Below are 22450 nucleotides of genomic sequence, written 5' to 3'. Positions count from 1 at the left end.
GGGCGTTGTGCGAATGAATTCGCACCCACAGGGGTATCGCGGCTCCGGTTTTTCTGTGGGGGCGAATTCAATTCGCCCGCGGAGGTGGAATGGCGCGATGGCCGTGTTTCAACGGGCGTTGTGCGAATGAATTCGCACCCACAGGGGTATCGCGGCTCCGGTTTTTCTGTGGGGGTGAATTCAATTCGCCCGCGGCGGTGGAATGGTGCGATGGCCGTGTTTCAACGGGCGTTGTGCGAATGAATTCGCACCCACAGGGGTATCGCGGCTCCGGTTTTTCTGTGGGGGCGAATTCAATTCGCCCGCGGAGGTGGAGTGGTGCGGTGGCCGTGTTTCAAGGCGCGGTGTGCGAACGAGTTCGCACCTACAGAAAACCAGTGGCTCTTCCCTGTGTTGGGACTCCCCGCTAAGGTATCGCCCTCCAGAACAAGCATACGGAGGGACGCCATGCATCAGCACCAGTTTTACATCGACGGCCAGTGGGTCGAGCCGGCTTCGGCGGCGCGGCGGGACGTGATCAACCCGGCCACCGAGGCGCCCGTGGCGTCCATCGCGATGGGCGGGGCGGACGACGTGGTGCGGGCGGTGGCGGCGGCGAAGGCGGCGTTTCCGGCTTTCGCGGCGAGCAGCCGCGACGCGCGCCTCGATCTGCTGGCGCGCATCGGTGCCGCCTACAAGAAGCGCTTCGACGACATGGCGAAGGCGATCACCGCCGAGATGGGCGCGCCGCTCAAGATGCTGGCGGGCGGTGCCCAGGCGGCGTCGGGGCTGGGCCATTTCAAGGCCGCGGCGGCGGCGCTGAAGGATTTCGAGTTCGAGAAGCGGCAGGGGGCGACGCGCATCCTGCGCGAGCCGATCGGCGTCTGCGCGCTCATCACCCCGTGGAACTGGCCGGCCAACCAGATGGCCTGCAAGATCGCCCCGGCGCTGGCGGCGGGCTGCACGATGGTGCTCAAGCCCAGCGAGCTGGCGCCCCTGTCGGCGGTGGTGCTGGCCGAGATCCTCGACGACGCCGGAGTGCCGGCGGGGGTGTTCAACCTCGTCAACGGCGACGGCGAAGGCGTCGGCGGGCCGCTGGCGGCGCATCCGGACGTGGACATGGTGTCCTTCACCGGCTCGACCCGGGCCGGCAAGTTGGTCATGAAGACCGCCGCCGACACGGTCAAGAAGGTGGCGCTGGAGCTGGGCGGCAAGTCCGCCAACATCCTGCTCGACGACGCGGATTTTGCGAAGGCGGTGAAGCAGGGCGTGCTCACGCTGCTCACCAACAGCGGCCAGAACTGCAACGCGCCGTCGCGGATGCTGGTGCCGGCGGATCGCCTCGACGAGGTGGAGGCGCTGGCGGCGGCGGTGCTCGAACGGGCGGTGGTGGGCGATCCGCTGAGCGATGCGACGACCATGGGGCCGCTCGCCAACGGCGCCCAGTTCGCCCGCGTGCAGCAGTTCATCGAGTCGGGCATCGCCGAGGGCGCCAAACTGGTGGCCGGCGGGCCGGGCCGGCCGGCGGGCATCGCGCAGGGCTTCTTCGCCCGCCCGACGATCTTCAGCCGGGTGACGCCGGAGATGACCATCGCCCGTGAGGAGATTTTTGGCCCGGTGCTGTCGATCCTGCCGTACCGGGACGAGGAGGACGCGATCCGCATCGCCAACGACACGCCTTACGGTCTGTCGGGTTACGTGTCGTCGGCCGATCTCGAGCGGGCCCGTCGCGTGGCGCGCCGGCTGCGCACCGGCAACGTGCACCTGAACGGCGCGCCGGTGGACACCCTGGCGCCCTTCGGCGGCTACAAGCAGTCGGGCCTGGGCCGGGAGTGGGGCGCCTGGGGCATCGAGGAGTTCCTCGAGACCAAAGCGATCCTCGGCTACGGCGCCGAGGATTGAACAAGCCGCCGCCTGCGGCCCGGCCGGTCAGAACGACGAGCCGGGCGTCTGCAGGAAGGCGAGCTCCTCGGCCGTCGACGGGCGGCCGAGCACGGCGTTGCGGTGGGGGTAGCGGCCGAAGCGGTCGATGATGGCCTTGTGGCGCAGCTCGAAATCCAGGTTGTTCTCCAGCCCGGGCTGGCTGAACAGCGCGACCGCCTCGGCGTGGATCAGCGCCGACTCGCTGTGCATGAAGGGCATGTACAGGAAGGCGCGGCGGGGCGGTTCGAGCTGCCGGTCGGCGCCGGCGGCAATGGCGACCTGGGCCAGCACCAGCGCCATGCCGTCGCTGGCGAAGGCGTCAGGCCGACCGCGATGGAGGTTGCGCGAAAATTGGTCGAGCACGATGATTTCGGCCAGTCGCCCGGCGGCGCTGTCGCGCCAGCCTGCCAGTTCGCCCCGAGCGGCCGCTGCGTGCAGCGCGCCGAAGCGTTCGCCGATGCGGCGATCGAAGTCTTCCGAGACCGCGAACCACTGCCGTGGCGTGCTCTCCTCGAACCAGAATTCCAGCACCGCATCCGGCGCGATGGGTGACGCAAGCATGGAGCCATCCTTTCCGACGCATGAACCACCGCGCCCAGTTTCTTGAATTGCAGGACATCCTGCAGGCCCACCAGACCCTCTGGCGGCCTTCGCCATTCTACGAGCGCGAGCCTGCCTGGTGCGAGCGTTGGCCGGCGCTCGCCGAGGCGGCGCGGGCGCTCGACGACGAGCGTGTCGAACATTTCGTCGCCGATCCGGCGGCGAGCCGCGCGTGGCTGGCGGGCTTCCTGCCGGTGATGGCGGCGCTGGGGCCGCTGTGCGACGTGACGGCGCTGCCCGAGCGCGCCCTGGCGCCGTCGGGCCCGCATTTCGACTGGCACATTCCGGGCCGCAAGCGTGCGCAGATCGAGGCCTTTGCCGCCCACGGCCCGGCCGCCGCCGCGCCGCTGCTCGAATGGTGCGCCGGCAAGGGCCACCTGGGGCGGCGGCTGGCCCTGTCGGATGGGCAGGCGGTGAGTTCGCTGGAGATCGAGCCGGCCCTGTGCGCCGATGCCGAGCATCTGGCGCGGCGGGCCCGGGTCGACCAGGCGGTGATCTGCGGCGACGCCCTGGCGCCCGCCGCCCGGGCCCACCTGCGCGGCCGCGAGGTGCTGGCGCTGCACGCCTGCGGCGAGCTGCATCGCACCCTGGCGCGTCACGCCGCCGAGGACGGCGCCCACGGCTACCGCATCGCCCCGTGGTGCTACTACCGCGGCGCCGCGGATGGCTACCGGCCGGTGAGCCGCGAGGCCCGGCTGCCCCTCGACGGCCGCGCCCTGCGCCTGGCGGTGACCGAGACCGTCACCGCGCCGCAGCGCCTGCGCCAGCGGCTGGCCCGCGACCAGGCCTGGAAGCTCGGCTTCATCGCGCTGCGCAATGCCCTCGAGGGCGAGGCCGTGCGGCCTTTTCCGCCGATGCCGGCGACGCTGCTGGGCGGCCCGTTCGACGCCTACGGGCGGGCAGTGGCGCGGCGCCAGGGCGTGTCGCTGCCGGCGCATGTGGACTGGGCCTACTGGGAAGCGGTGGGCGTCGCGCGGCGGGCCGAGGTGCGCCGCTTCGAGCTGGTGCGCCACGGTTTCCGGCGGGCGCTGGAGATGTGGCTGGTGCTCGACGCGGTGCGCGGCTTCGAGGAGGCCGGCTTCGCGGCCCGGGTGGGGACCTTCTGCGACCGCACCCTGACCCCGCGCAACCTGATGATTCTCGCCCACCGGGCCGACTGAGGGCCGCGGCCAACATTTCCTTGCGCCCGATCCGCCGCCGGCGTGACAGAATTCCCGCACGCGGGGGCCTTGCCCCGCCTCACACGCCGCCGGCGCGGCTGGCCGTCCATCCAGAATGCTGCTCATCATCCTGACCTGCCTGGGACTCCTGGTCCTGACGACTTTGATCCACTACGAGGTGCTGCGCGGCCTGTCACTGGCGCTGCCGCAGGTGCAGATCCGCCCGCGCGCGAAGCTGATCGTGGTCATCATCACCGCCTTTCTCGCCCACGTGGTCGAGATCGCCCTCTACGCGCTGGCGATCTACTGCCTGGTGCGCTTCGCCGGGCTGGGCACGCTGGGCGATTCGGCGCGTTTCGGTTTCGACGTGTCGCTGTATTTTTCGGCCGAGACGTACACCTCGCTGGGCTACGGCGACGTGGTGCCCGGCGGCGACCTGCGCCTGGTGGCGGGGGCCGAGGCGCTCAACGGCCTGCTGCTGATCGGCTGGTCGGCGTCCTACGCCTACATCGCCATGGAGCGGTTCTGGAACGGCGAACACTGACGCACGAAGGGGAGGCGCGGCGCGATGCGCATATTGGTGGTGGAAGACGATCTGACCCTGGCCGTGGGCTTGGTCGAGGGGCTGGAGCGGGAAGGCTTCAAGGTCGATCACGTGGGGGCCGCCGAGCCGGCCGAGGGCGCGCTGGGTCTGACGGCCTACGATCTGGCGATCGTCGACATCGGCCTGCCGGGCATGGACGGGCTGGAGCTGATCCGCCGGGTGCGCCACCGGGGCGTGCTGACGCCAATCCTGATCCTCACCGCCCGCGACGGGCTGGACGACCGCATCGTCGGCCTCGACGTGGGCGGCGACGATTACCTGCTCAAGCCCTTCCTGCTGCCCGAGCTGCTGGCCCGGGTGCGCGCGCTGATCCGCCGCAGCCGGGCGGCGGCGAGCCTGGTGCTGACGGTCGGGCCGCTGGCCCTCGACGTGCAGCGCCATAGCGCCCGCATCGGCGACGAGGCGCTGGAGCTCACCGGGCGCGAGTGGAACGTGCTCGAACAGCTCGCCCTGGCGGTGCCGCGGGTCGTCCCCAAGCAGAAGCTGGCCGACAGCCTGAGCCAGTGGGACAAGGAGATCACCCCCAACGCGGTCGAGATCTACGTGTCGCGCTTGCGTGCCAAGCTCGCCGGCCGCGGCGTGGGCATCCGCACCGTGCGCGGCATCGGCTATCGCATCGAGGAGGAGGGCGGCGATGGGCCGGCGACCTGAAGCCCGCACCCTGCGCCGGCGCCTGCTGACTTTCATCTCGTGGCCGCTGCTGGTGGTGATGGGCATCAGCATGGTGGTGGACTATCGGTCGGCGGTGGGCATCGCCAGCGAGGCCTACGACAACGCGCTGACCAGCACCGTGGTGTCGCTGGTGACCCGCCTCGAACGGGACGACGACGACCTCGACGTGGAGGTGGACGTGCCGCCGGCGGCCGACGAGATCCTGCGCTCGGACACCGACGACAAGGTGCAGTACGTGGTCTTCGACGACCACGGCAAGGTGGTGGCGGGCGACGCCGAGCTGCTTGCCCTGCCGCGCCCCGAGGTGGCCAACCGCACCGTGCTCGACGACGCGGTGCTGGGCGGGGTGCTGCGCCGGGTGGCCAGTTTCCGCTACGAGAGCCCGGCCATGGCGGCCACGGTGATCGTCGCCGAGACCACCGTCAAGCGTACGCGCGCGGCGCGCCAGATCTTCTTCGCGATCCTGTGGCCCAACCTGCTGCTGATCGTCGTGGCGCTGCTGCTGGTGTACTTCGGCGTGCGTTTCGCGCTCAAGCCGCTGGACGCCCTGGGCGAACGCATCGGGCGGCGCGGGCCGGGTGATTTCAGTCCGCTGCCGGAGCACGAGGTGCCCGGCGAGGCTGGTCCGCTGGTGCGCGCCATCAATCGCCTGATGGCCCACCTGGACAACGCCGGACGGGCCCAGCAGGCGTTTCTCTCGAACGCCGCCCACCAGCTGCGCACCCCGCTGGCGGGCCTGCAGACCCAGCTCGAGCTGGCCGTCGAGGCGCTGCCCGAGGACGCCCGCCCGCGCATCGCGCGCCTGCGCGACGCCACCCGCCGGCTGGCCCACTTCACCCACCAGATGCTGGCCCTGGCGCGTTCGTCGTCGCAGGGGGCGATGATCAGCGACCACCGCCCGGTGGATCTGGCCTGCCTGCTCGAAGATGCCGCCTCCGACCTGCTCGACGCGGCGCTGGCCAAGGGCATCGACCTGGGCTTCGAGACCGCGCCGGTGACGGTGGAGGGCTCGCGCTGGATGTTGCGCGAAATGGTCGCCAACCTCATCGAGAACGCCATCGCCTATACCCCGGCCAGTGGGCGGGTGACCGCCCGCTGCGGCATCGGCGAGGCCGGCGAGGCCTTCGTCGAGGTGGAGGACGACGGCCCGGGGATTCCGCCGGACGAGCGCGAGCGCATCTTCGAGCGTTTCTATCGCATCGGCAGCGCCGGCGTGGAGGGCACCGGGCTGGGGCTCGCCATCGTCCGCGAGGTGGCCGAGCGCCATGCCGCCAGCGTGGTGGTGGGCGACGGGGCCGACGGCCGGGGCGCCCGCTTCCGGATCGACTTCCCGCCCCAGCCGCGGGCCTGAACGCGGCCGGGTTGCAGGATGTGTCCACCGTCCGGCGGGGCGGCATTGTCAGGCAATTGAAGGTTTGGCGGCGGTAAGGTCCGGACGTTTTCCGCCCCGGATAGCCAGACCATGATCGGACAAGCCATTCCTGCCGCCGGCGTGCGCCGCCCCGCCGCGCTGATCTTCCTGCACTGGGCCACCCTCGCGCTGATCGCGCTGGTGGTCGGCATCGCCTTCGTGCGCGAAGGCATCGACGAGAAAGCGGTGCGCACCGCCCTCATCAACCTGCACCGCAGCCTCGGCCTCGGCATTCTGCTGCTGACGCTGCTGCGGCTGGGCGTGCGGCTGGCCCGCCGGCCGCTGCCGCCGTCGGCCGAGATGTCGCCCTTGGCCCGGCTGGCCGCGAGCGCCACCCACCTGGCGCTGTACGCCCTGCTGTTCGCCCTGCCGCTGATCGGCTGGGCGCTCTCCAGCGCCAACGGCAAGCCGGTGAGCTTCTTCGGCCTCGTCACCCTGCCGCCGCTGGTGGAGCAGGACGAGGACCTGGGCGACGCCTTCGCCGAATACCACGAGGGCGCCGCCTGGCTGTTGATCGGCCTCGTCGGCGTGCACGCGGCGGCCGCGCTGTTCCATCACTTCGTGAAGCAGGACCGCGTCCTGCGCGCCATGCTGCCGGCCTGGCTCGACCGCCGGCCCTGAGCGCCGCCCCCCGTTTTTTCTTGCCACCCAAAAAAAGAGGATGACCATGAACCCGCTCGATACCGGACGGCGCTTCCGCCTGTCCGCATTTCGCCATGCCGGCGCCGGCCTGCTGACGGCGCTCGGCCTGCTCGCCGCGGCGCCCGCGGCCCATGCCGTGCCCAGTTTCGCCCGCCAGACCGGCGCCGACTGCGCAGCCTGCCACGTGGGCGCCTTCGGCCCGCAGCTCACGCCCTACGGCATCAAGTTCAAGCTCGGCGGTTACACCGAGACCGACGGCAAGGGTGGCAAGGTGCCCCTGTCGGCGATGATCGTCGGCTCCTACACCCAGACCCGCAAGGATCAGGCCGAGCGTCCCACCGACACCGCCAGCGTCAACAAGAACCTGGCCCTCGACGAAGCCTCGCTGTTCCTCGCCGGCCGCCTGTCCGACAAGATCGGCGCCTTCATCCAGGCCACCTACGACGGCGTCGGCCGGAGCACCGCCCTCGACCAGGTGGACATCCGCGCCGCCCACACCTTCGACCTGGCCGGCAAGGAGACCATCGTCGGCCTGTCGCTCAACAACAACCCGGGCGTGCAGGACCCCTTCAACACCATGCCGGTGTGGGGCTTCCCGTATACCGCCTCGCCGCTGGCCTTCGGCCTCGGCGACGCCGCCACGATGATCAACGGCGGCCTCGAGCAGCGCGTTGCCGGCCTGTCGGCCTACGCCTTCTGGAACAACCTCGTGTATGCCGAGCTGGGCACCTACCGCACCCTCTCGCCGACCATGCAGAGCAAGTTCGGCGTGGGCCGCGCGGACGATCCGGGCAAACTCGGCAGCAGCTCCGCCTACTGGCGCCTCGCGCTGTTCCAGGATCTGAAGAAGCAGGCCTTCAACGTCGGTGTGTTCGGCCTCAACTCGTCGATCACCCCGCGCGGCGAAACCGGCAGCAACCGCTACAACGACGTGGGCGTGGATGCGTCGTACCAGTTCCTCGGTACCCGCAAGCACGTGGCGACGGTGAACACCAGCTTCATCCGCGAGCGTCAGACCCTCAACCAGCTGTTCGATGCCGGCGAGGCCGACAACCGCAAGGCGCGCCTCAACGAGTTCAAGCTGAGCACCTCGTATCACTACGACCAGACCTGGGGCGCCACCATCGGCCGCTTCCTGACCACCGGCACCGCCGATGCAACCCGCTACGACTTCTCGTCCACCGGTTCGCCCAACAGCGCGGGCTACATCCTGCAGGCCGACTACACCCCGTGGGGCAAGGAAGCCTCGTTCGGCGCGCCGTGGGCCAACCTGCGCCTGGGCGCCCAGTACACGATGTACACCAAGTTCAACGGCGCCAAGAACGACTACGACGGCACCGGCCGCAACGCGAAGGACAACAACACGCTGTTCCTCTTCGCGTGGACCTCGTTCTGAGCGGAGCATGACCATGAAAGCCATCTTCCGCAGTCTGCCCGCCGTGGTGCTGGCCGTGCTGGCCGGCGGTCTCGTCCGTCCGGCCCTCGCGGCCGGCGACGTGGAGAAGGGCAAGGACGTGTTCGCCACCGAGTGCGCCGAATGCCACAGCGTGCGCGAGGGCAAGAACAAGAAGGGTCCGAGCATGTTCGGGGTGGTCGGCCGCAAGGCCGCCACGGTGGCCGACGCCACCTACTCCGACGCCCTCAAGGCCAGCGGCGTGTTGTGGACGCCGGACAAGATCGACGCCTACGTGGCCGCGCCCAAGAAGTTCGTGCCGGGCGGCAAGATGAAGTACGACGGCCTTGCCAGCGGCGCCGAGCGCGCCGATCTGCTGGCCTATCTCGCCACCCTGCGCTGACGGCGCCGCACCGTTTCTCGTTCGCAATCTTGCGGCGCCCTTCGCGGGGCGCCGTTTTTTTTGCCGTCGACGCCGCCCGCTGCGGGCTTCAGTCCGCCGGGGCCGGGGACGTTAACCGGAATGTCCTCCCGACCCTCGCCACGAGGTGAGCCAAATGACCGTCACCGCCGATCTCCGCCACGTCATCTATGCCCTGTCGGAAGCGCTCGATCTGGTTGGCGTCGACGACGTCGCCCACGGCAAGCGGGTCGGCCTGATGGCCGCCGAGTGCGGGCGCGTGCTCGGCCTGGCCGAAGGGGAGGTGGGTTTCCTGTTTGACGTGGGTATGCTCCACGACATCGGGGTGTCGTCCACCCGCATCCACCACCACCTCGTCGCCCAGTTCGACTGGGACGGCTCGCAGGTTCATTGTCAGGTGGGCCACGCGCTGCTCAAGGGTTTCGCGCCCTTTGCGGGCATGGCGCTGCCGGTGCGCTATCACCACACCCGCTGGGACCAACTGCCCCACGCCGGGCTCGACGCCCCGGTGCTGCGCACCGCCAATCTGATCTACCTGGTGGACCGCGTCGATGCCCTGGCCGCGCCCCATTACGCCGACAACTCGCTGCTGAACGGCGTTCGGCTTCGCTGGCGAAGCGGGGGAGCCTGGCCGCGCCCCATTACGCCGACAACTCGCTGCTGATGTTCGCCGATGACATCCGCGCCCGCATCGCCGAGCACGCCGGCACCTATTTCTCGCCGGCGCTGGTCGAGCTGTTCCTCGACGCGTCGCGCGCCGAGGCCTTCTGGCTGATGCTCGAGCCCCGCGCCATCCAGGCCCGCCTGAGCGACCTGCTGGCCCAGGGCGGCGCCCCCGCCGATCCGACCGAATTGAAGCAGCTCGCGGCCCTCTTCGCGCGCATCGTGGACGCCAAGAGCCCCTTCACCGCCGAGCACTCCCTCGGCGTGTCGCGCCTGGCGCGCCTACTCGCCGAACGCCTGGACGTGCCGCCCGCGAGCCACGACGCCCTCGAGATCGCCGGTCTGCTGCACGATCTGGGCAAGCTGCGGGTGCCCGACGAAATCCTCGACAAGCCCGGCCGGCTCGATACCCGCGAGCGCAAGATCATCAACACCCACAGCTACGAGACCTTCCAGATCCTGCGCAACATCCGGGGCTTCGAGGCCATCGCCCGCTGGGCCGCCTACCACCACGAAGAGCCCGACGGCAGCGGCTATCCCTTCCACCTTACCGCCGACGAGATGCCCTTCGAGGCGCACATCCTGCGCGTCGCCGACATCTTCCAGGCCATGGTGCAGCAGCGCCCCTACCGTCAGGGGCTGGGCGACCACGAGGTCGGCCGTTTCATGCGCGATCTGGTCGCCGCCGGCCGCATCGACGCGACGGTGGCGACCGCGTTGCTTGACGACGTTCCCGGCGCCCGCGTCGCCGCCTGTCCAACCCTGGCTCCGTTGTCCGAGCTCGCCCAGGCTTGACGCCGTCTGGTCTCGCGGCCAACACTCGAGGCTCAGCGCATTTTGCGAGCCCGCGATCATGACCCAACAGCCTGGCGTTCCGGTGGCGATCGTGGCGGCCGACGCGCCGCCGCGCACCACCCCTTCGAACTACCCCGAACCCTTCGCCACCCGCATGGCGGGCCGCGAGAAGCGCCCGCTGGGCGAGCTGTTCGGGCTCGCCAACTTCGGCGTCAATCTGGTGAGCATGGCGCCCGGCGCGGTATCGGCGCTGCGTCACGCCCACACCCGGCAGGACGAGTTCATCTACGTCGTGGAGGGGCATCCGACCCTCCACACCGACGCAGGGGCCACCCGGCTGGCGCCCGGCATGTGCGCCGGGTTTCGAGCCGGCAGCGGCGACGCCCACGCCCTCAGCAACGACACCGCGCAGGTGGTGCGCTACCTGGAGGTGGGCGACCGCACACCCGGCGACAGCGTGAGCTATCCGGACGACGACCTGAAGGCCACGCGCGTCGATGGACGCTGGCGCTTCACCCGCAAGGACGACACGCCGTATTGAGCCGGCGCCCGCGCGTCGCTCAGGCCTGCACCGCCACGCGCCCGGCCACGTAGCTCGCCATGCCGCGGGCCAGTTCCTGTTCGCCGACGAAGACCTCGCCGAGCTTCTCGCGTCGCAGCAAGGTGGCCCCGTCCTCGTTGTCGGAGCGCAGCACGGTCTCGATCTGCGGATTGAGCTTGCGCGCGATGTCCACCATCTTGCGGCTGGCGATGGGGTCGGGCGTCGTCACCACCAGCATCGCGGCGCGGGTGATGTGCGCCTGCACCAGCACGATGGGGTCGGAGGCGTCGCCGCTCACCGCGGCCTTCCCGTCGCGGCGCAGGCTCTCCACCACTTCGCGGTTGCTGTCGGCCACCACGCAGGGAATATGGTGCTCCGCCAGCACGTCGGCGATGTGGCGCCCGATGCGGCCGTAGCCGACGATCACCACCTGGCCCGAAAGCAGCTTGCGGTCGGTGCTCATGGGTAGCGCGGCGAGGGGGTCGTCGCGCAGGTCGAGTTTGCGCGCCCAGGCCGACCGGGCGCGCGCCCACGCCTGGGCCGGCTCGATGCAGGCGAACAGCAGCGCGTTGAGGGCGATCGAGATCAGCGCGCCGGCGAGGATCAGGTTCTGCCCCTCGTTGGTCAGCAGGCCCAGCGACACCCCCAGTCCGGCCAGGATGAACGAGAATTCGCCGATCTGCGCCAGGCTCGCGCCGACGGTGAGCGCGGTGTTGAGCGGGTAGCGGAAGGCCAGCACCAGGGCGATCGCCGCCACCGTCTTGCCCACCAGGATGATCGCCACCACCACCAGCACCTTGAAAGGCGCGGCCATCAGCACCGTCGGGTCGAAGAGCATGCCCACCGACACGAAGAACAGCACCGAGAAGGCGTCGCGCAGCGGCAGCGAATCCTCCGCCGCCCGGTGGCTGAATTCCGATTCGCGCATCATCATCCCGGCGAAGAAGGCACCCAGCGCGAAGGACACGTCGAACAGCAGTGCCGAGGCGTAAGCCACGCCCACCGCCGCCGTCACCACGCACAGGGTGAACAGCTCGCGCGAGCCGCTCTTGGCCACCAGCCACAAGACGCGCGGAAAGGCGCGCCGGCCCACCACCAGCATCAGCGCGATGAAGGCCGACACCTTGGCCAGCGTGACACCGATAGTGAGGGCGAGGGTGCGGGCGTCGGCGGCGGGTGCCACGTCCTTGGCGCCCAGCAGCGGCGCCAGCGCCGGCAACAGGACCAGGACCAGCACCATCGCCAGATCCTCGACCACCAGCCACCCGACCGCGATGCGCCCGTTGGTCGATTCGAGGATGCCCCGCGCCTCGAGGGCCCGCAGCAGCACCACCGTGCTCGCCACCGACAGGGCCAGGCCGAACACCACCGCCTCGCCCGCCGGCCAGCCCCACAGCACCGCCGCGCCGGCGCCCATCGCGGTGGCCACGCCGATCTGCACCACGGCGCCGGGCACCGCGATCTTGCGCACCGCGAGCAGATCGTCGAGGGAGAAGTGCAGGCCCACCCCGAACATCAGCAGCATCACCCCGATTTCGGCGAGCTGGCCGGCCAGCGCCACGTCGGCGACGAAGCCCGGCGTGCCGGGGCCGATCATCACCCCGGCGAGCAGGTAGCCCACCAGCGGGGGCACCCGCAGGCGCGAGGCGATGAGGCCGAAGATCATGGCGAGGCCCAGGCCGGCGGCGATGAGGGCGATCAGGGAAACGTTATGGGGCATCGATATTGCTTTCTGGCGGTGGGTTCAGCTTGTATGACGGCGAGAGCGCGGTGTGGTTCGCCGAATCTGCAGAGAATTTCCAGAAGATTGCGTCTTGTCGGGGCCGTTTGGCGCCCAATGGCGCTTCAGAACGCACCCATCGCCAGGCCCGCGGCGAAGGCGGCTCCGAGCGCCTCGCCGCGGGCGAGGGCGTCGGGGGGGAGCGTCTTCGGCGCCAGGATCGCTTCCGTCGTCTGGGCGTGGGTGCAGACGATCAGCGGCGGCGCGATCTCGCGCAGGCGCCAGCCGGTCGCGATGCGCGCCAGCTGGCGGGCGGCGTTACTGCCGTCGCTGCCGGCGCAGACCAGCGCGGCGTAGGGCCGGCCGTTGATCTGGTCGAGGGCGCCGTAGTAGCTGCGATCGAAGAAATCCTTCATCAGTCCGGCGATGGCGGCCAGGTTCTCGGGGGTGGCGAACACATAGCCGTCGGCGCCCAGGAGATCGTCGGGGCCGGCGTCCGGCGCGTGGCGCAGGCGCACCGTCACCTCCGGTTCGCTGGCGGCGCCCCGGGCGACGGCGTGGATCATCTGCGCGGTGGCGCCGGTCCACGAGTGATAGACGAGAAGAAGGGTCTTGCGCGACGGGTTCATGGCTTCAACCCTAGCACGCGGCGCGACGGGCGTCCGGGATTTGTCGTGGCGTTGCCGCGAGGGCTGTGGGGGCGGACGTGAGATTCGTCGGGCGGGCCGTCCGATCCGGCGCCGCGCCGCATCAAATCTTGCGCCATATCAAAATCCGGGCCTCGGGCAGCGCCGTATGATGAACCCCATTGTTGCGCCGCACATGCCCGAGAAAAGGTCGGGCCGCCATGAAGACCGAATGCCGCCATGCCCGCCCGCCGCGCGCGGGGCGGGAACGCCGAACCGACACCGCTCCGCAATGGATCGGTGGCAGGCTGACGGCGGTGGCCGGGATGCTGCGCTGCGCTTCGCCCGCTCCCGGGCGCGCCCGTTCCGATTCCACACTCCAATCCGTTCCAACGGGCAATGCCGCGGTGCCGTCCGGCGCGCGCGCGGCAGCCGGCCGTACCAACAGGGGGTCGCAATGACGACGTATCTCAATCTCGACGGCAACGAAGCCGCCGCGCGGATGGCCTACCTCGGCAGCGAGGTGATCGCCATCTACCCGATCACCCCTTCGTCGAACATGGGCGAGTGGGCCGACGAATGGGCTGCCCAGGGCAAGCCCAACCTGTGGGGCGTCGTCCCCAAGATCATCGAGATGCAGTCCGAAGGCGGCGCCGCCGGTGCGCTGCACGGGGCGCTCACCTCGGGGGCGCTGGGTACCAGCTTCACCGCCAGCCAGGGTCTGCTGCTGTTCATCCCCAATCTTTACAAGATGGCCGGCGAGCTGACGCCCTTCGTGCTGCACGTGGCGGCGCGGGCGCTGGCGACTCACGCCCTGTCGATCTTCGGCGACCACTCCGACGTGATGGCCTGCCGCGCCACCGGCTGCGCGCTGCTCGCCAGCAATTCGGTGCAGGAAGCCCAGGACATGGCGCTGATCGCCCAGGCCGCCACCCTGGCCGGGCGGATTCCGGTGATCCACTTCTTCGACGGCTTCCGTACCTCCCACGAGGTTGCCAAGATCGTCGCGGTCGAGGAGGGGGCCGTGCGCGCGATGATCGACGACCGGCTGGTGGCGGCCCACCGCGCCCGTGCCCTGTCGCCGGAGCATCCGGTGCTGCGCGGCACGGCCCAGAACCCGGACGTGTTCTTCCAGTCCCGCGAGCGCGCCAACCCGTTCTACGACGCCTTTCCGGGCATCGTCCAGGCGGCGATGGATCGCTTCGGCGCGCTCACCGGCCGCTACTACCAGCTCTTCGACTACGTGGGCGCGCCGGATGCCGAGCGGCTCATCGTGGTGATGGGCTCGGCCGCCGAGACCGTGGAGGAGACCGTCGAGCACCTGCGGGCCCGGGGCGAGAAGGTGGGCCTCCTCAAGCTGCGCCTGTTCCGCCCGCTGGACACCCGCGCCCTGCTGGCGGCGATCCCGGCGAGCGTGCGCGCCATCGCCGTGCTCGACCGCTGCAAGGAGCCCGGCGCCGACGGCGAGCCGCTCTACAAGGACGTGATCACCGCGCTCGCCGAAGCCGCGGCCGATGGAACGCGTTCGATGCCTCGGGTGATCGGCGGGCGCTACGGCCTCGCCAGCAAGGAATTCACGCCCGGCATGGTGGCCGCGGTGTTCGCCGAATTGGCTGCCGACAAGCCGAAGCGCCAGTTCACCGTCGGCATCGTGGATGACGTGACCCACCTGTCGCTCGCCTGGGACGAGGCCTTCCGCTCCGATGCCTCGCGCCGCCTGCAGCACGCGGTGTTCTGGGGCCTGGGCGCCGACGGCACGGTGTCGGCCAACAAGAATTCGATCAAGATCGTCGGCGAAGCCACCGCGCTCCAGGCTCAGGGCTATTTCGTGTATGACTCGAAGAAGTCCGGCGCCGTCACGGTGTCGCACCTGCGCTTCGGCGACGTGCCGATCCGTTCCAGCTATCTGGTCGAGGCGGGCATGGCCGGCTTCGTGGCCTGCCACCAGACGGTGTTCGTCGAGCGCTACGACCTGCTTGCCCACGCGGCGCCGGGGGGTGTCTTCCTGCTCAACACGCCGGATGCGCCCGACGCGGTGTGGGCCGGCCTGCCCGCCGCGATGCGCGCCGGCATCGCCGCCAAGGGCCTCAAGCTATGGGTGATCGACGCCTACAAGGTGGCCCAGGAGGCCGGCATGGGGCGGCGCATCAACACCATCATGCAGACCTGCTTCTTCGCCATCTCGGGCATCCTGCCCCGCGATGAAGCCATCTCCGCCATCAAGAAGGCAGTGGACAAGACCTACGGCAGGAAGAGCAAGCGCCTCGCCGACCTCAACCACCGCGCTATCGACGTGACCCTCGCCAACCTCCACGCGGTGCCCGTCGGCGCGGCCGGCGAGGCGGACACGGGCAGCGAGCCCATCGCGCTGCCGTCGACGGGCTACGTGCCGGCCTTCGTCCGCGATTTCACCCTGCCCATCTACCGGGGCGAGGGCAACCGCCTGCCGGTCTCGGCGATGCCCGTCGACGGCACCTTCCCGACCGGCACCGCGAAGTTCGAGAAGCGCAACATCGCGCTGGAGATTCCGGTGTGGGAGGCCGACCTGTGCACCCAGTGCGGCAAGTGCGTGTTCGTCTGTCCGCACTCGGCGATCCGTGCCCGGGCCTTCCCGGCCGAGGCGGCTGCCGACGCGCCGCCCAGCTTCAAGCACGTGCCCGCCAGGAGCAAGGATTTCCCGGCCGGCACCCGCATCAGCTACCAGGTGGCGCCGGAGGATTGCACCGGCTGCGGCGATTGCGTCGAGGCCTGCCCGATCCACGACAAGTCCAACATCAGCCGGCTGGCGGTGAACATGGCGCCCATCGGCCCGCTGCGCGAGCCCGAGCGCGAGAACTTCGACTTCTTCCTCAAGCTGCCGGACTTCGACCGCAGCCAGCTCAAGCACGCCACCATTCCCGGCGCGATGCTGCTCGACCCGCTGTTCGAGTTCTCCGGCGCCTGCGCCGGCTGCGGCGAGACGCCCTACATCCGCCTTGCCACCCAGCTCTTCGGCGACCGCATGCTGGTGGCCAACGCCACCGGCTGCTCGTCGATCTACGGCGCCAACCTGCCCAGCACGCCCTACACCGTGAATGGCGCCGGCCGCGGCCCGGCGTGGTCCAACTCGCTGTTCGAGGACAACGCCGAGTTCGGCCTGGGGATGCGCCTCGCCGCCGATCAGCTAATGGCCTACGCGATGCAGCGGGTGAAGGAGATGGAGCCCGAGCTGGGCGATCTCGCCGGCGCCCTCGTCAATGCCGACCAGCGCACCGAGCCCGGCATCCGCGCCCAGCGGGAGCGCGTCGCGCTGCTCCAGCAAAAGCTCGCCGCCAGCCTGCATCCGCGCGCGGCCGAGCTCGCCTCCCTGGCCGAATGGCTGATCCGCCGCTCGGTGTGGATCATCGGCGGCGACGGCTGGGCCTACGACATCGGCTACGGGGGCCTCGACCACGTGCTGGCACTGTCCTACGACGTGAATGTGCTGGTGCTCGACACCGAGGTGTACTCCAACACCGGCGGCCAGACCTCCAAGGCCACGCCGGTGGGCGCGGTGGCCAAGTTCTCGGCCGGCGGCAAGGCCACGGCCAAGAAGGACCTCGCGCGCCTCGCGTCGGACTACGGCCACGTGTACGTGGCGACGGTGGCCTACGGCGCCAAGGACGTGCACACCTTGAAGGTCTTCCACGAGGCCGAGAGCCACAACGGCCCCTCGCTGATCGTCGCCTACAGCCCGTGCATCGCCCACGGCGTGGACATGCTCTACAACCAGCGCCAGCAGGACATGGCGGTCAAATCCGGGCACTGGCCGCTGTTCCGCTTCGACCCTCGCCAGGAGGCCGCCGGGGCCAACCCCTTCAAGCTCGACTCGGCGCCGCCGAGCCAGCCCATCAAGGCCTTCATGGACAGCGAGACGCGCTTCGCGATGCTGGCCCGCAGCCACCCCGAGGCCGCCGAGCGCCTGCTCGCCGAGGCCCAGAAGGAAGCCGACCGCCGCTACAAGGCCTACCAGGAACTCGCCGCCGCCCACGCCCCCGACGCGCCCAAGGAGAGCTGAAATGATCGACCTGTCCACCACCTATCTCGGCCTCCCCCTCAAGAACCCGCTGGTGCCGTCATCGACGCCGCTTTGCAAGCACCTCGACAGCGTGCTGCGCCTCGAGGACGCCGGTGCCGCGGCCATCGTGCTGCACTCGTTCTACGAGGAAGAGCTGATCGCCGAGGACGCGATGGCCGACCGTTTCCTGCTCCACGCCGAGCTTCACGACGGCGAGTCGGCCGGCTTCCTGCCCGACCACGGCAACTACGACAGCGCCATCGACCGCTATCTGGAACATCTGCGACGGGTCAAGGCGCGGCTGGCGATCCCGGTCATCGCCAGCCTCAACGGAGTCACGCCATCGGGCTGGGTCGATCTGGGCAAGGAAATGCAGGAGGCCGGCGCCGATGCGCTGGAGCTCAACGTCTATCACGTGGCCGCCGATGCGGGCGAGAGCGGCGATGCGGTCGAAGCCCGCTATCTGGCCCTGCTGGCCGAGCTGAAGCGGGTGGTGAGCGTGCCCATCGTGATGAAGTTGCCGCCGTTCTTTGCGTCGCTGCCGCATTTCGTGCGCCGGCTCGAGGCGGCCGGCGCCGACGGCGTGTCGCTGTTCAACCGCTTCTTTCAGCCCGACATCGATCTGGACGGGCTCGAGATGGTGGATCGGCTTGAGCTGTCGAGCCCCGACGAGGCCCTGCTGCGCATCCGCTGGGTTGCCATCCTGCGCGCCCAGACGCGCATGACCCTGGCGGCCACCGGTGGCGTGTTCAGCCATCGGGAGGCGCTCAAGCTGTTGCTGGCGGGCGCCGACGTGGTGCATCTGGCGTCCTGCCTGCTCGAGCATGGCCCGGCCCGGCTGACCCAGATTCTGCAGGACATGCGGGCCTGGATGATCGAGCGCGAGTACGAATCGGTTGCCCAGCTCAAGGGCAGCATGTGTCAGGCCAATCTGCGCGACGCCAGCAGCCTGGCCCGCCAGAGCTACATCCGCGTGCTGGACAGCTTCACGCCGCGGCCGGGGGTGTGGCGCTGAATGCCACCCGAAGTCGCCAATGAAAAAGGCTGCCGGAAGGGCAGCCTTATTCGTTACTTCGCCGGAAGGCGGGGGCTTACACCACCGCTTCCTGCTTTTCCTTCTTGACCTGCATGAACTGTTCGCGGCTCACACCCAGCCACATGACCAGCGGGCTGGCAACCAGCACCGACGAGTAGATGCCGAAGCAGATGCCGATGGTCAGCGCGAGGGAGAAGTAGAACAGGGTCTCGCCGCCGAACAGCAGCATCGACAGCACCATGATCTGGGTCGAACCGTGGGTGATGATGGTCCGGCTGATGGTGCTGGTGATCGCGTGGTCGAGGACCTGCGGGGTGGTGAGGCCGCGCTTCTTCTTGAAGGTTTCGCGCACCCGGTCGAAGACCACCACCGATTCGTTCACCGAGTAGCCCAGCACGGCGAGGGTCGCGGCCAGCACCGGCAGCGAGAACTCCCACTGGAACAGCGCGAAGAAGCCCAGGATGATGATCACGTCGTGCAGGTTGGCGATGATCGCCGACACCGCGAAACGCCACTCGAAGCGCATCGCGAGATAAACCACGATGCCGCCGATCACCAGCAGCAGCGCCATGGCGCCGTCGGAGGCGAGCTCCTTGCCCACCTGCGGGCCGACGAACTCGACGCGGCGCAGCTCGGCCTTGGGGCCTTCGACGGCGGCGAGATTGGCCATGATCTTCTCGCTGACCTTGCCGGTCTCGGTGCCTTCGCGGTTGGGCAGGCGGATCAACACGTCGCGGGCGCTGCCGAAGTTCTGCACCTGGGCATCCGGGTAGCCTTCCTTGGCGAGGGCCTCGCGCAGCTTCTCGAGGGCTGGCGGCTCGGCGTAGCTGACTTCCATCAGGGTGCCGCCGGTGAACTCGACGCTGAAATGCAGGCCCTTGGTGGCCAGGAAGAAGACCGCGAGCAGGAAGGTGATCAACGAAATCACGTTGAACACCAGCGCGTGCTTCATGAAGGGGATGTCTTTGTGGATCCGGAAGAATTCCATTTTGGGTGTCCGTTTCTCAGTCTGTTCGCGCGGGGCGTGGCTTACACGCCCGGCTTCCACACCTGGCCGATGGCCAGCTTTTCGAGCTTGCGCTTCTTGCCGTAGATCAGGTTCACCAGCCCGCGGGAGACCAGGATGGCGCTGAACATGGAGGTCAGGATGCCCAGGCAATGGACCACCGCGAAGCCGCGCACCGGGCCGGAGCCGAAGACGAGCAGGGCGATGCCGGCGATCAGGGTGGTGACGTTGGAGTCGAGAATGGTGTCGAAGGCACGGTCGTAGCCGGCGTGGATGGCGGCCTGCGGGCTGGAACCGTTGCGCAGTTCCTCGCGGATGCGCTCGTTGATCAGCACGTTAGAGTCGATCGCCATGCCCAGCGTGAGCGCGATGGCCGCGATGCCGGGCAGGGTCAGCGTCGCCTGCAGCAGCGACAGCAGCGCCACCAGCAGCAGCAGGTTGGAGGCGAGGGCAATCACCGACACGAAGCCGAACAGCATGTAGTAGGCGCACATGAAGATCGCGATGGCGATGAAGCCCCACAGCGTCGAATGGAAGCCCTTGCTGATGTTCTCGGCGCCCAGGCTCGGGCCGATGGTCCGCTCCTCGATGATTTCCATCGGCGCGGCCAGCGAGCCGGCGCGCAGCAGCAGCGCGGTGTCGGTGGCTTCCTCGGCGCTCATGCGGCCGGAGATCTGCACGCGGCCACCGGTGATCTCGCCACGGATGACCGGGGCGGTGACGACTTCGCCCTTGCCCTTCTCGATCAGCAGGATGGCCATGCGCTTGTTGATGTTCTCGCGGGTGACGTCCTTGAAGATGCGCGCGCCGGCGGAGTCGAGGGTGAGGTGCACGGCGGGTTCGTGGGTCTGGCCGTCGAAGCCGGGCTGGGCGTCGGTGAGGCGCTCGCCGGTGAGGACGACCTGCTTCTTGACCAGCAGCGGGTTGCCGCCGCGCTCGGCGTAGAGCTCGGAGCCGGCCGGCACGTTGCCCTGCAACGCGGCTTCGAGGGCGCCCGGGGTGTCGTCCACGAGGCGGATTTCGAGGGTGGCGGTGCGGCCCAGGATGTCCTTGGCCTTGGCCACGTCCTGCACGCCGGGCAGTTGCACGACGATGCGATCGAGGCCTTGCTGCTGGATCACCGGTTCGGCCACGCCGAGTTCGTTGATCCGGTTGTGCAGGGTGCTGATGTTCTGCTTGAGGGCACTTTCCTGGATGTTCTTCTGGGCGAGCTGGGTGAGGGTGGCGGTCAGCTTGAAGTCGGCGCCGTCCTGGCCCTCGACGAGTTGCAGGTCGTTGGTGCCGGCGGTGATGACATTCTTGGCGCGGGCCTGGGTCTCGACGTCGCGGAACTTGACGACCACCGCGGAGCCTTCACGGCTGATGCCGGCGTGGCGGACGTTCTTGTCGCGCAGCAGGGTACGCAGGTCGCCGGCCGTGGCGTCGAGGCGCTTGGTGACGGCACCCTTCATGTCCACCTGGAGCAGGAAGTGCACGCCGCCGCGCAGGTCGAGGCCGAGATACATCGGCAGGGCGTGGATGGAGGTGAGCCACTGGGGGCTGGCGGACAGCAGGTTGAGGGCGACCACGTAGGATGGATCGGCCGCGTCCGGGTTGAAGGCCTTCTCGATGGCGTCCTTGGCCTTGAGCTGGGTGTCGGTGTCGTGGAAGCGGGCGCGCACGCTGGTCTGGTCGGCGAACAGCCCGTCGTGGGCGACGCCGGCGGCCTTCAGGCTTTCATCGACACGGGCCATCGTGGCGGCGGTGTCGAGCTTGAGGGTGGCCTTGCCGCTGGATACCTGGACGGCGGGCACCTCTCCGTAGAAATTCGGCAGGGTGTAGATCAGCCCCCATAGCAGGACGATGCCGATGAGGAGATTTTTCCAGAGAGGGTAGCGGTTCATGGTCTGGCGCGAAAGGAGAGGAAACAGCGGGGCGAAGCGGCGAATCGGGGAGGACCGGGGCGCTACGATGCGATCGCGGCCGGAGTGGACTCCGGCCGCAAACGGTATCAGATCGACTTCAGGGTGCCCTTGGGCAGCACGGCGCCGATGGCCTGCTTCTGGAACACGACCTGGGTATTGGCCGCGACCTCGACGGTGACGTAGCCGTCGCCGATCGCCACGACCTTGCCGACGATGCCGCTCTGGGTCAGGACTTCATCGTTCTTCTGCAGACCTTCGAGGAGGGCCTTATGTTCCTTGGCGCGCTTCATTTGCGGGCGAATCATCAGGAACCACAGCACGACGAACATCAGGATCATCGGCAGGAGGCCGGTGAACGTGGACATCGGGTCTTGCGCGGCGGCCGGCGCGGCCTGGGCAAAGGCGTTGGAAATCAGCACATTGAACTCCGGTGAAGGATGCAAAGTTTCAAATTATAGCAGGGGGGGGATTGGACCGGCATGAAGGCCGACGCGGGATGGGGCGCACCGGGCGAAAGGGCAAAAAAAAGCGGCGTCTGCCGGGAGGCAGACGCCGTCAAATCTCCACGAGGGAGAGGAGGGAGAAAAACATCGTTGGACGGCCTCCACACGGAGGCCGCGGCGGCAATCAGGCCGCCTTGCGCAGCTGGGTGCAGAAACGCTGCCAGTTGGCAGACATCGCAGTGATCATTTCTTCGGCGGCGAGCAGGGGCAGCAGGCCCATGCGGTGCTGGCTGCGCACGAAGGCTTCGACGTGGGGCGTACAGAGGGTGTTCTGCTCTTCCTTGAGCAGCTCGAGGAAGCGCGCCTCGGCGGCGCCCCAGAATTCGGACGTGCCAACCCAGCCGGTGTCGGCGGTGGCTTCGCGGACGGCCTTGCGCCACAGGCCTTCGGCCCGTTCGATGGATACGCCGGCCTTGCGGGCGTACCACGGCAGGTTTTTCGGTGCTTTCATGACTGTTACTCCTTAAGTCCGGGCCGAGGGGGAGTCCCGGTTGTCGGATCTGGGCTCTCTGTTGGGTTGCAGTATTTTACAAACCGCTCAAAAGCCTTCTGTTAAAAGGGTTGTGAGGCTCGGTTCGGCAATCTTTGTTGCACTGCACAAGTCTCATTCTAGGTAAGCGGGCACGTTGTCGCAAGTGTCGTTCGTCGCTTCCGTACAACTTTCGTCACGGCGATTTGCGTTTTTGCAACACTGCCCGTCATCGATTCCATGGTCCGGCGGTGTGCTGTCGCCCGATCCTCCGGCACGTATGCCGTGCGACCCGGAGGCTTCAATTACGGCCGGATTTGCCGGAGCCTGAGCGGTAGAATGGCGC

General features: G+C 68.9%; 20 protein-coding genes. 13 read left to right on the top strand and 7 right to left on the bottom strand.

Annotated elements, in window-relative coordinates:
- The first annotated feature begins 447 nt into the window (after nucleotides 1-447).
- Nucleotides 448-1881 (top strand): aldehyde dehydrogenase family protein, encoded by a 1434-nt coding sequence (locus ACE3P2_RS14010; protein WP_374265486.1) that lies wholly within the window; start codon nucleotides 448-450, stop codon nucleotides 1879-1881.
- Nucleotides 1882-1908: 27 nt separating this feature from the next.
- On the opposite strand, the gene ACE3P2_RS14005 is transcribed toward ACE3P2_RS14010, so the two are convergent.
- The gene (locus tag ACE3P2_RS14005) at nucleotides 1909-2463 is read right to left on the bottom strand and encodes a DUF924 family protein (protein ID WP_374265484.1); all 555 of its coding nucleotides are present in this window, start codon (nucleotides 2461-2463) and stop codon (nucleotides 1909-1911) included.
- A gap of 20 nt (nucleotides 2464-2483) precedes the next feature.
- Between ACE3P2_RS14005 and ACE3P2_RS14000 the strand changes: the two genes are divergently transcribed.
- The 10 genes from ACE3P2_RS14000 (at nucleotide 2484) to ACE3P2_RS13955 (ending at nucleotide 10804) form a co-directional block, all read left to right on the top strand.
- Nucleotides 2484-3662 carry a methyltransferase gene (locus tag ACE3P2_RS14000; RefSeq protein WP_374265482.1) on the top strand — a complete coding sequence of 393 codons (1179 nt, stop codon included), beginning with the start codon at nucleotides 2484-2486 and terminating at the stop codon, nucleotides 3660-3662.
- 115 nt (nucleotides 3663-3777) lie between these two features.
- Entirely contained in the window at nucleotides 3778-4206 is a 429-nt protein-coding gene (locus tag ACE3P2_RS13995) for an ion channel (protein WP_374265480.1), read from the top strand.
- Between the two features lie 24 nt (nucleotides 4207-4230).
- The gene (locus tag ACE3P2_RS13990) at nucleotides 4231-4917 is read left to right on the top strand and encodes a response regulator (RefSeq protein ID WP_374265478.1); all 687 of its coding nucleotides are present in this window, start codon (nucleotides 4231-4233) and stop codon (nucleotides 4915-4917) included.
- Nucleotides 4901-6289: a sensor histidine kinase gene (locus ACE3P2_RS13985; protein ID WP_374265477.1), complete on the top strand. Its 1389-nt coding sequence runs from the start codon at nucleotides 4901-4903 to the stop codon at nucleotides 6287-6289. Before ACE3P2_RS13990 ends, ACE3P2_RS13985 begins: the two co-directional genes overlap by 17 nt.
- A 111-nt stretch (nucleotides 6290-6400) precedes the next feature.
- Nucleotides 6401-6970: a cytochrome b gene (locus ACE3P2_RS13980; protein ID WP_374265475.1), complete on the top strand. Its 570-nt coding sequence runs from the start codon at nucleotides 6401-6403 to the stop codon at nucleotides 6968-6970.
- Between the two features lie 46 nt (nucleotides 6971-7016).
- The gene (locus ACE3P2_RS13975; protein WP_374265473.1) at nucleotides 7017-8387 is read left to right on the top strand and encodes a cytochrome C; all 1371 of its coding nucleotides are present in this window, start codon (nucleotides 7017-7019) and stop codon (nucleotides 8385-8387) included.
- A gap of 13 nt (nucleotides 8388-8400) precedes the next feature.
- Nucleotides 8401-8787, top strand: coding sequence for a c-type cytochrome (locus tag ACE3P2_RS13970; protein WP_374265471.1), 387 nt, complete (start codon nucleotides 8401-8403; stop codon nucleotides 8785-8787).
- A gap of 154 nt (nucleotides 8788-8941) precedes the next feature.
- Nucleotides 8942-9469 carry a hypothetical protein gene (locus ACE3P2_RS13965; RefSeq protein ID WP_374265470.1) on the top strand — a complete coding sequence of 176 codons (528 nt, stop codon included), beginning with the start codon at nucleotides 8942-8944 and terminating at the stop codon, nucleotides 9467-9469.
- Complete coding sequence (locus tag ACE3P2_RS13960) at nucleotides 9469-10263, top strand: HD-GYP domain-containing protein (protein ID WP_374265468.1); 795 nt, start codon at nucleotides 9469-9471, stop codon at nucleotides 10261-10263. Before ACE3P2_RS13965 ends, ACE3P2_RS13960 begins: the two co-directional genes overlap by 1 nt.
- Nucleotides 10264-10321: 58 nt before the next feature.
- Nucleotides 10322-10804 (top strand): cupin domain-containing protein, encoded by a 483-nt coding sequence (locus ACE3P2_RS13955; protein ID WP_374265466.1) that lies wholly within the window; start codon nucleotides 10322-10324, stop codon nucleotides 10802-10804.
- A 19-nt stretch (nucleotides 10805-10823) separates the two neighbouring features.
- Here ACE3P2_RS13955 and ACE3P2_RS13950 read toward each other — a convergent pair whose 3' ends face one another.
- Entirely contained in the window at nucleotides 10824-12524 is a 1701-nt protein-coding gene (locus ACE3P2_RS13950; RefSeq protein WP_374265463.1) for a cation:proton antiporter, read from the bottom strand.
- Nucleotides 12525-12649: 125 nt separating this feature from the next.
- Nucleotides 12650-13153, bottom strand: coding sequence for a flavodoxin family protein (locus tag ACE3P2_RS13945; protein ID WP_374265461.1), 504 nt, complete (start codon nucleotides 13151-13153; stop codon nucleotides 12650-12652).
- Nucleotides 13154-13607: 454 nt separating this feature from the next.
- Here ACE3P2_RS13945 and nifJ point away from each other — a divergent pair, with 454 nt between their 5' ends.
- Nucleotides 13608-17186: a pyruvate:ferredoxin (flavodoxin) oxidoreductase gene (nifJ, locus tag ACE3P2_RS13940; RefSeq protein WP_374265459.1), complete on the top strand. Its 3579-nt coding sequence runs from the start codon at nucleotides 13608-13610 to the stop codon at nucleotides 17184-17186.
- A gap of 1 nt (nucleotide 17187) precedes the next feature.
- Complete coding sequence (locus ACE3P2_RS13935) at nucleotides 17188-18201, top strand: dihydroorotate dehydrogenase-like protein (RefSeq protein WP_374265457.1); 1014 nt, start codon at nucleotides 17188-17190, stop codon at nucleotides 18199-18201.
- Between the two features lie 76 nt (nucleotides 18202-18277).
- On the opposite strand, the gene secF is transcribed toward ACE3P2_RS13935, so the two are convergent.
- From secF to ACE3P2_RS13915, 4 genes are all read right to left on the bottom strand, one after another.
- Nucleotides 18278-19210: a protein translocase subunit SecF gene (gene secF, locus ACE3P2_RS13930; protein WP_374265455.1), complete on the bottom strand. Its 933-nt coding sequence runs from the start codon at nucleotides 19208-19210 to the stop codon at nucleotides 18278-18280.
- Between the two features lie 41 nt (nucleotides 19211-19251).
- Nucleotides 19252-21111 carry a protein translocase subunit SecD gene (gene secD / locus ACE3P2_RS13925; protein WP_374265453.1) on the bottom strand — a complete coding sequence of 620 codons (1860 nt, stop codon included), beginning with the start codon at nucleotides 21109-21111 and terminating at the stop codon, nucleotides 19252-19254.
- A gap of 107 nt (nucleotides 21112-21218) precedes the next feature.
- Entirely contained in the window at nucleotides 21219-21551 is a 333-nt protein-coding gene (yajC, locus tag ACE3P2_RS13920; RefSeq protein WP_374265451.1) for a preprotein translocase subunit YajC, read from the bottom strand.
- A gap of 208 nt (nucleotides 21552-21759) precedes the next feature.
- Nucleotides 21760-22086, bottom strand: coding sequence for a hypothetical protein (locus tag ACE3P2_RS13915; protein WP_374265449.1), 327 nt, complete (start codon nucleotides 22084-22086; stop codon nucleotides 21760-21762).
- Nucleotides 22087-22450: the final 364 nt, after the last annotated feature.

The organism is Zoogloea sp. (assembly GCF_041911615.1).
Taxonomy (GTDB): domain Bacteria; phylum Pseudomonadota; class Gammaproteobacteria; order Burkholderiales; family Rhodocyclaceae; genus Zoogloea.
The sequence above is the reverse complement of the archived record's forward strand: the minus strand, read 5'-3'. Positions and strand labels throughout refer to the sequence as shown.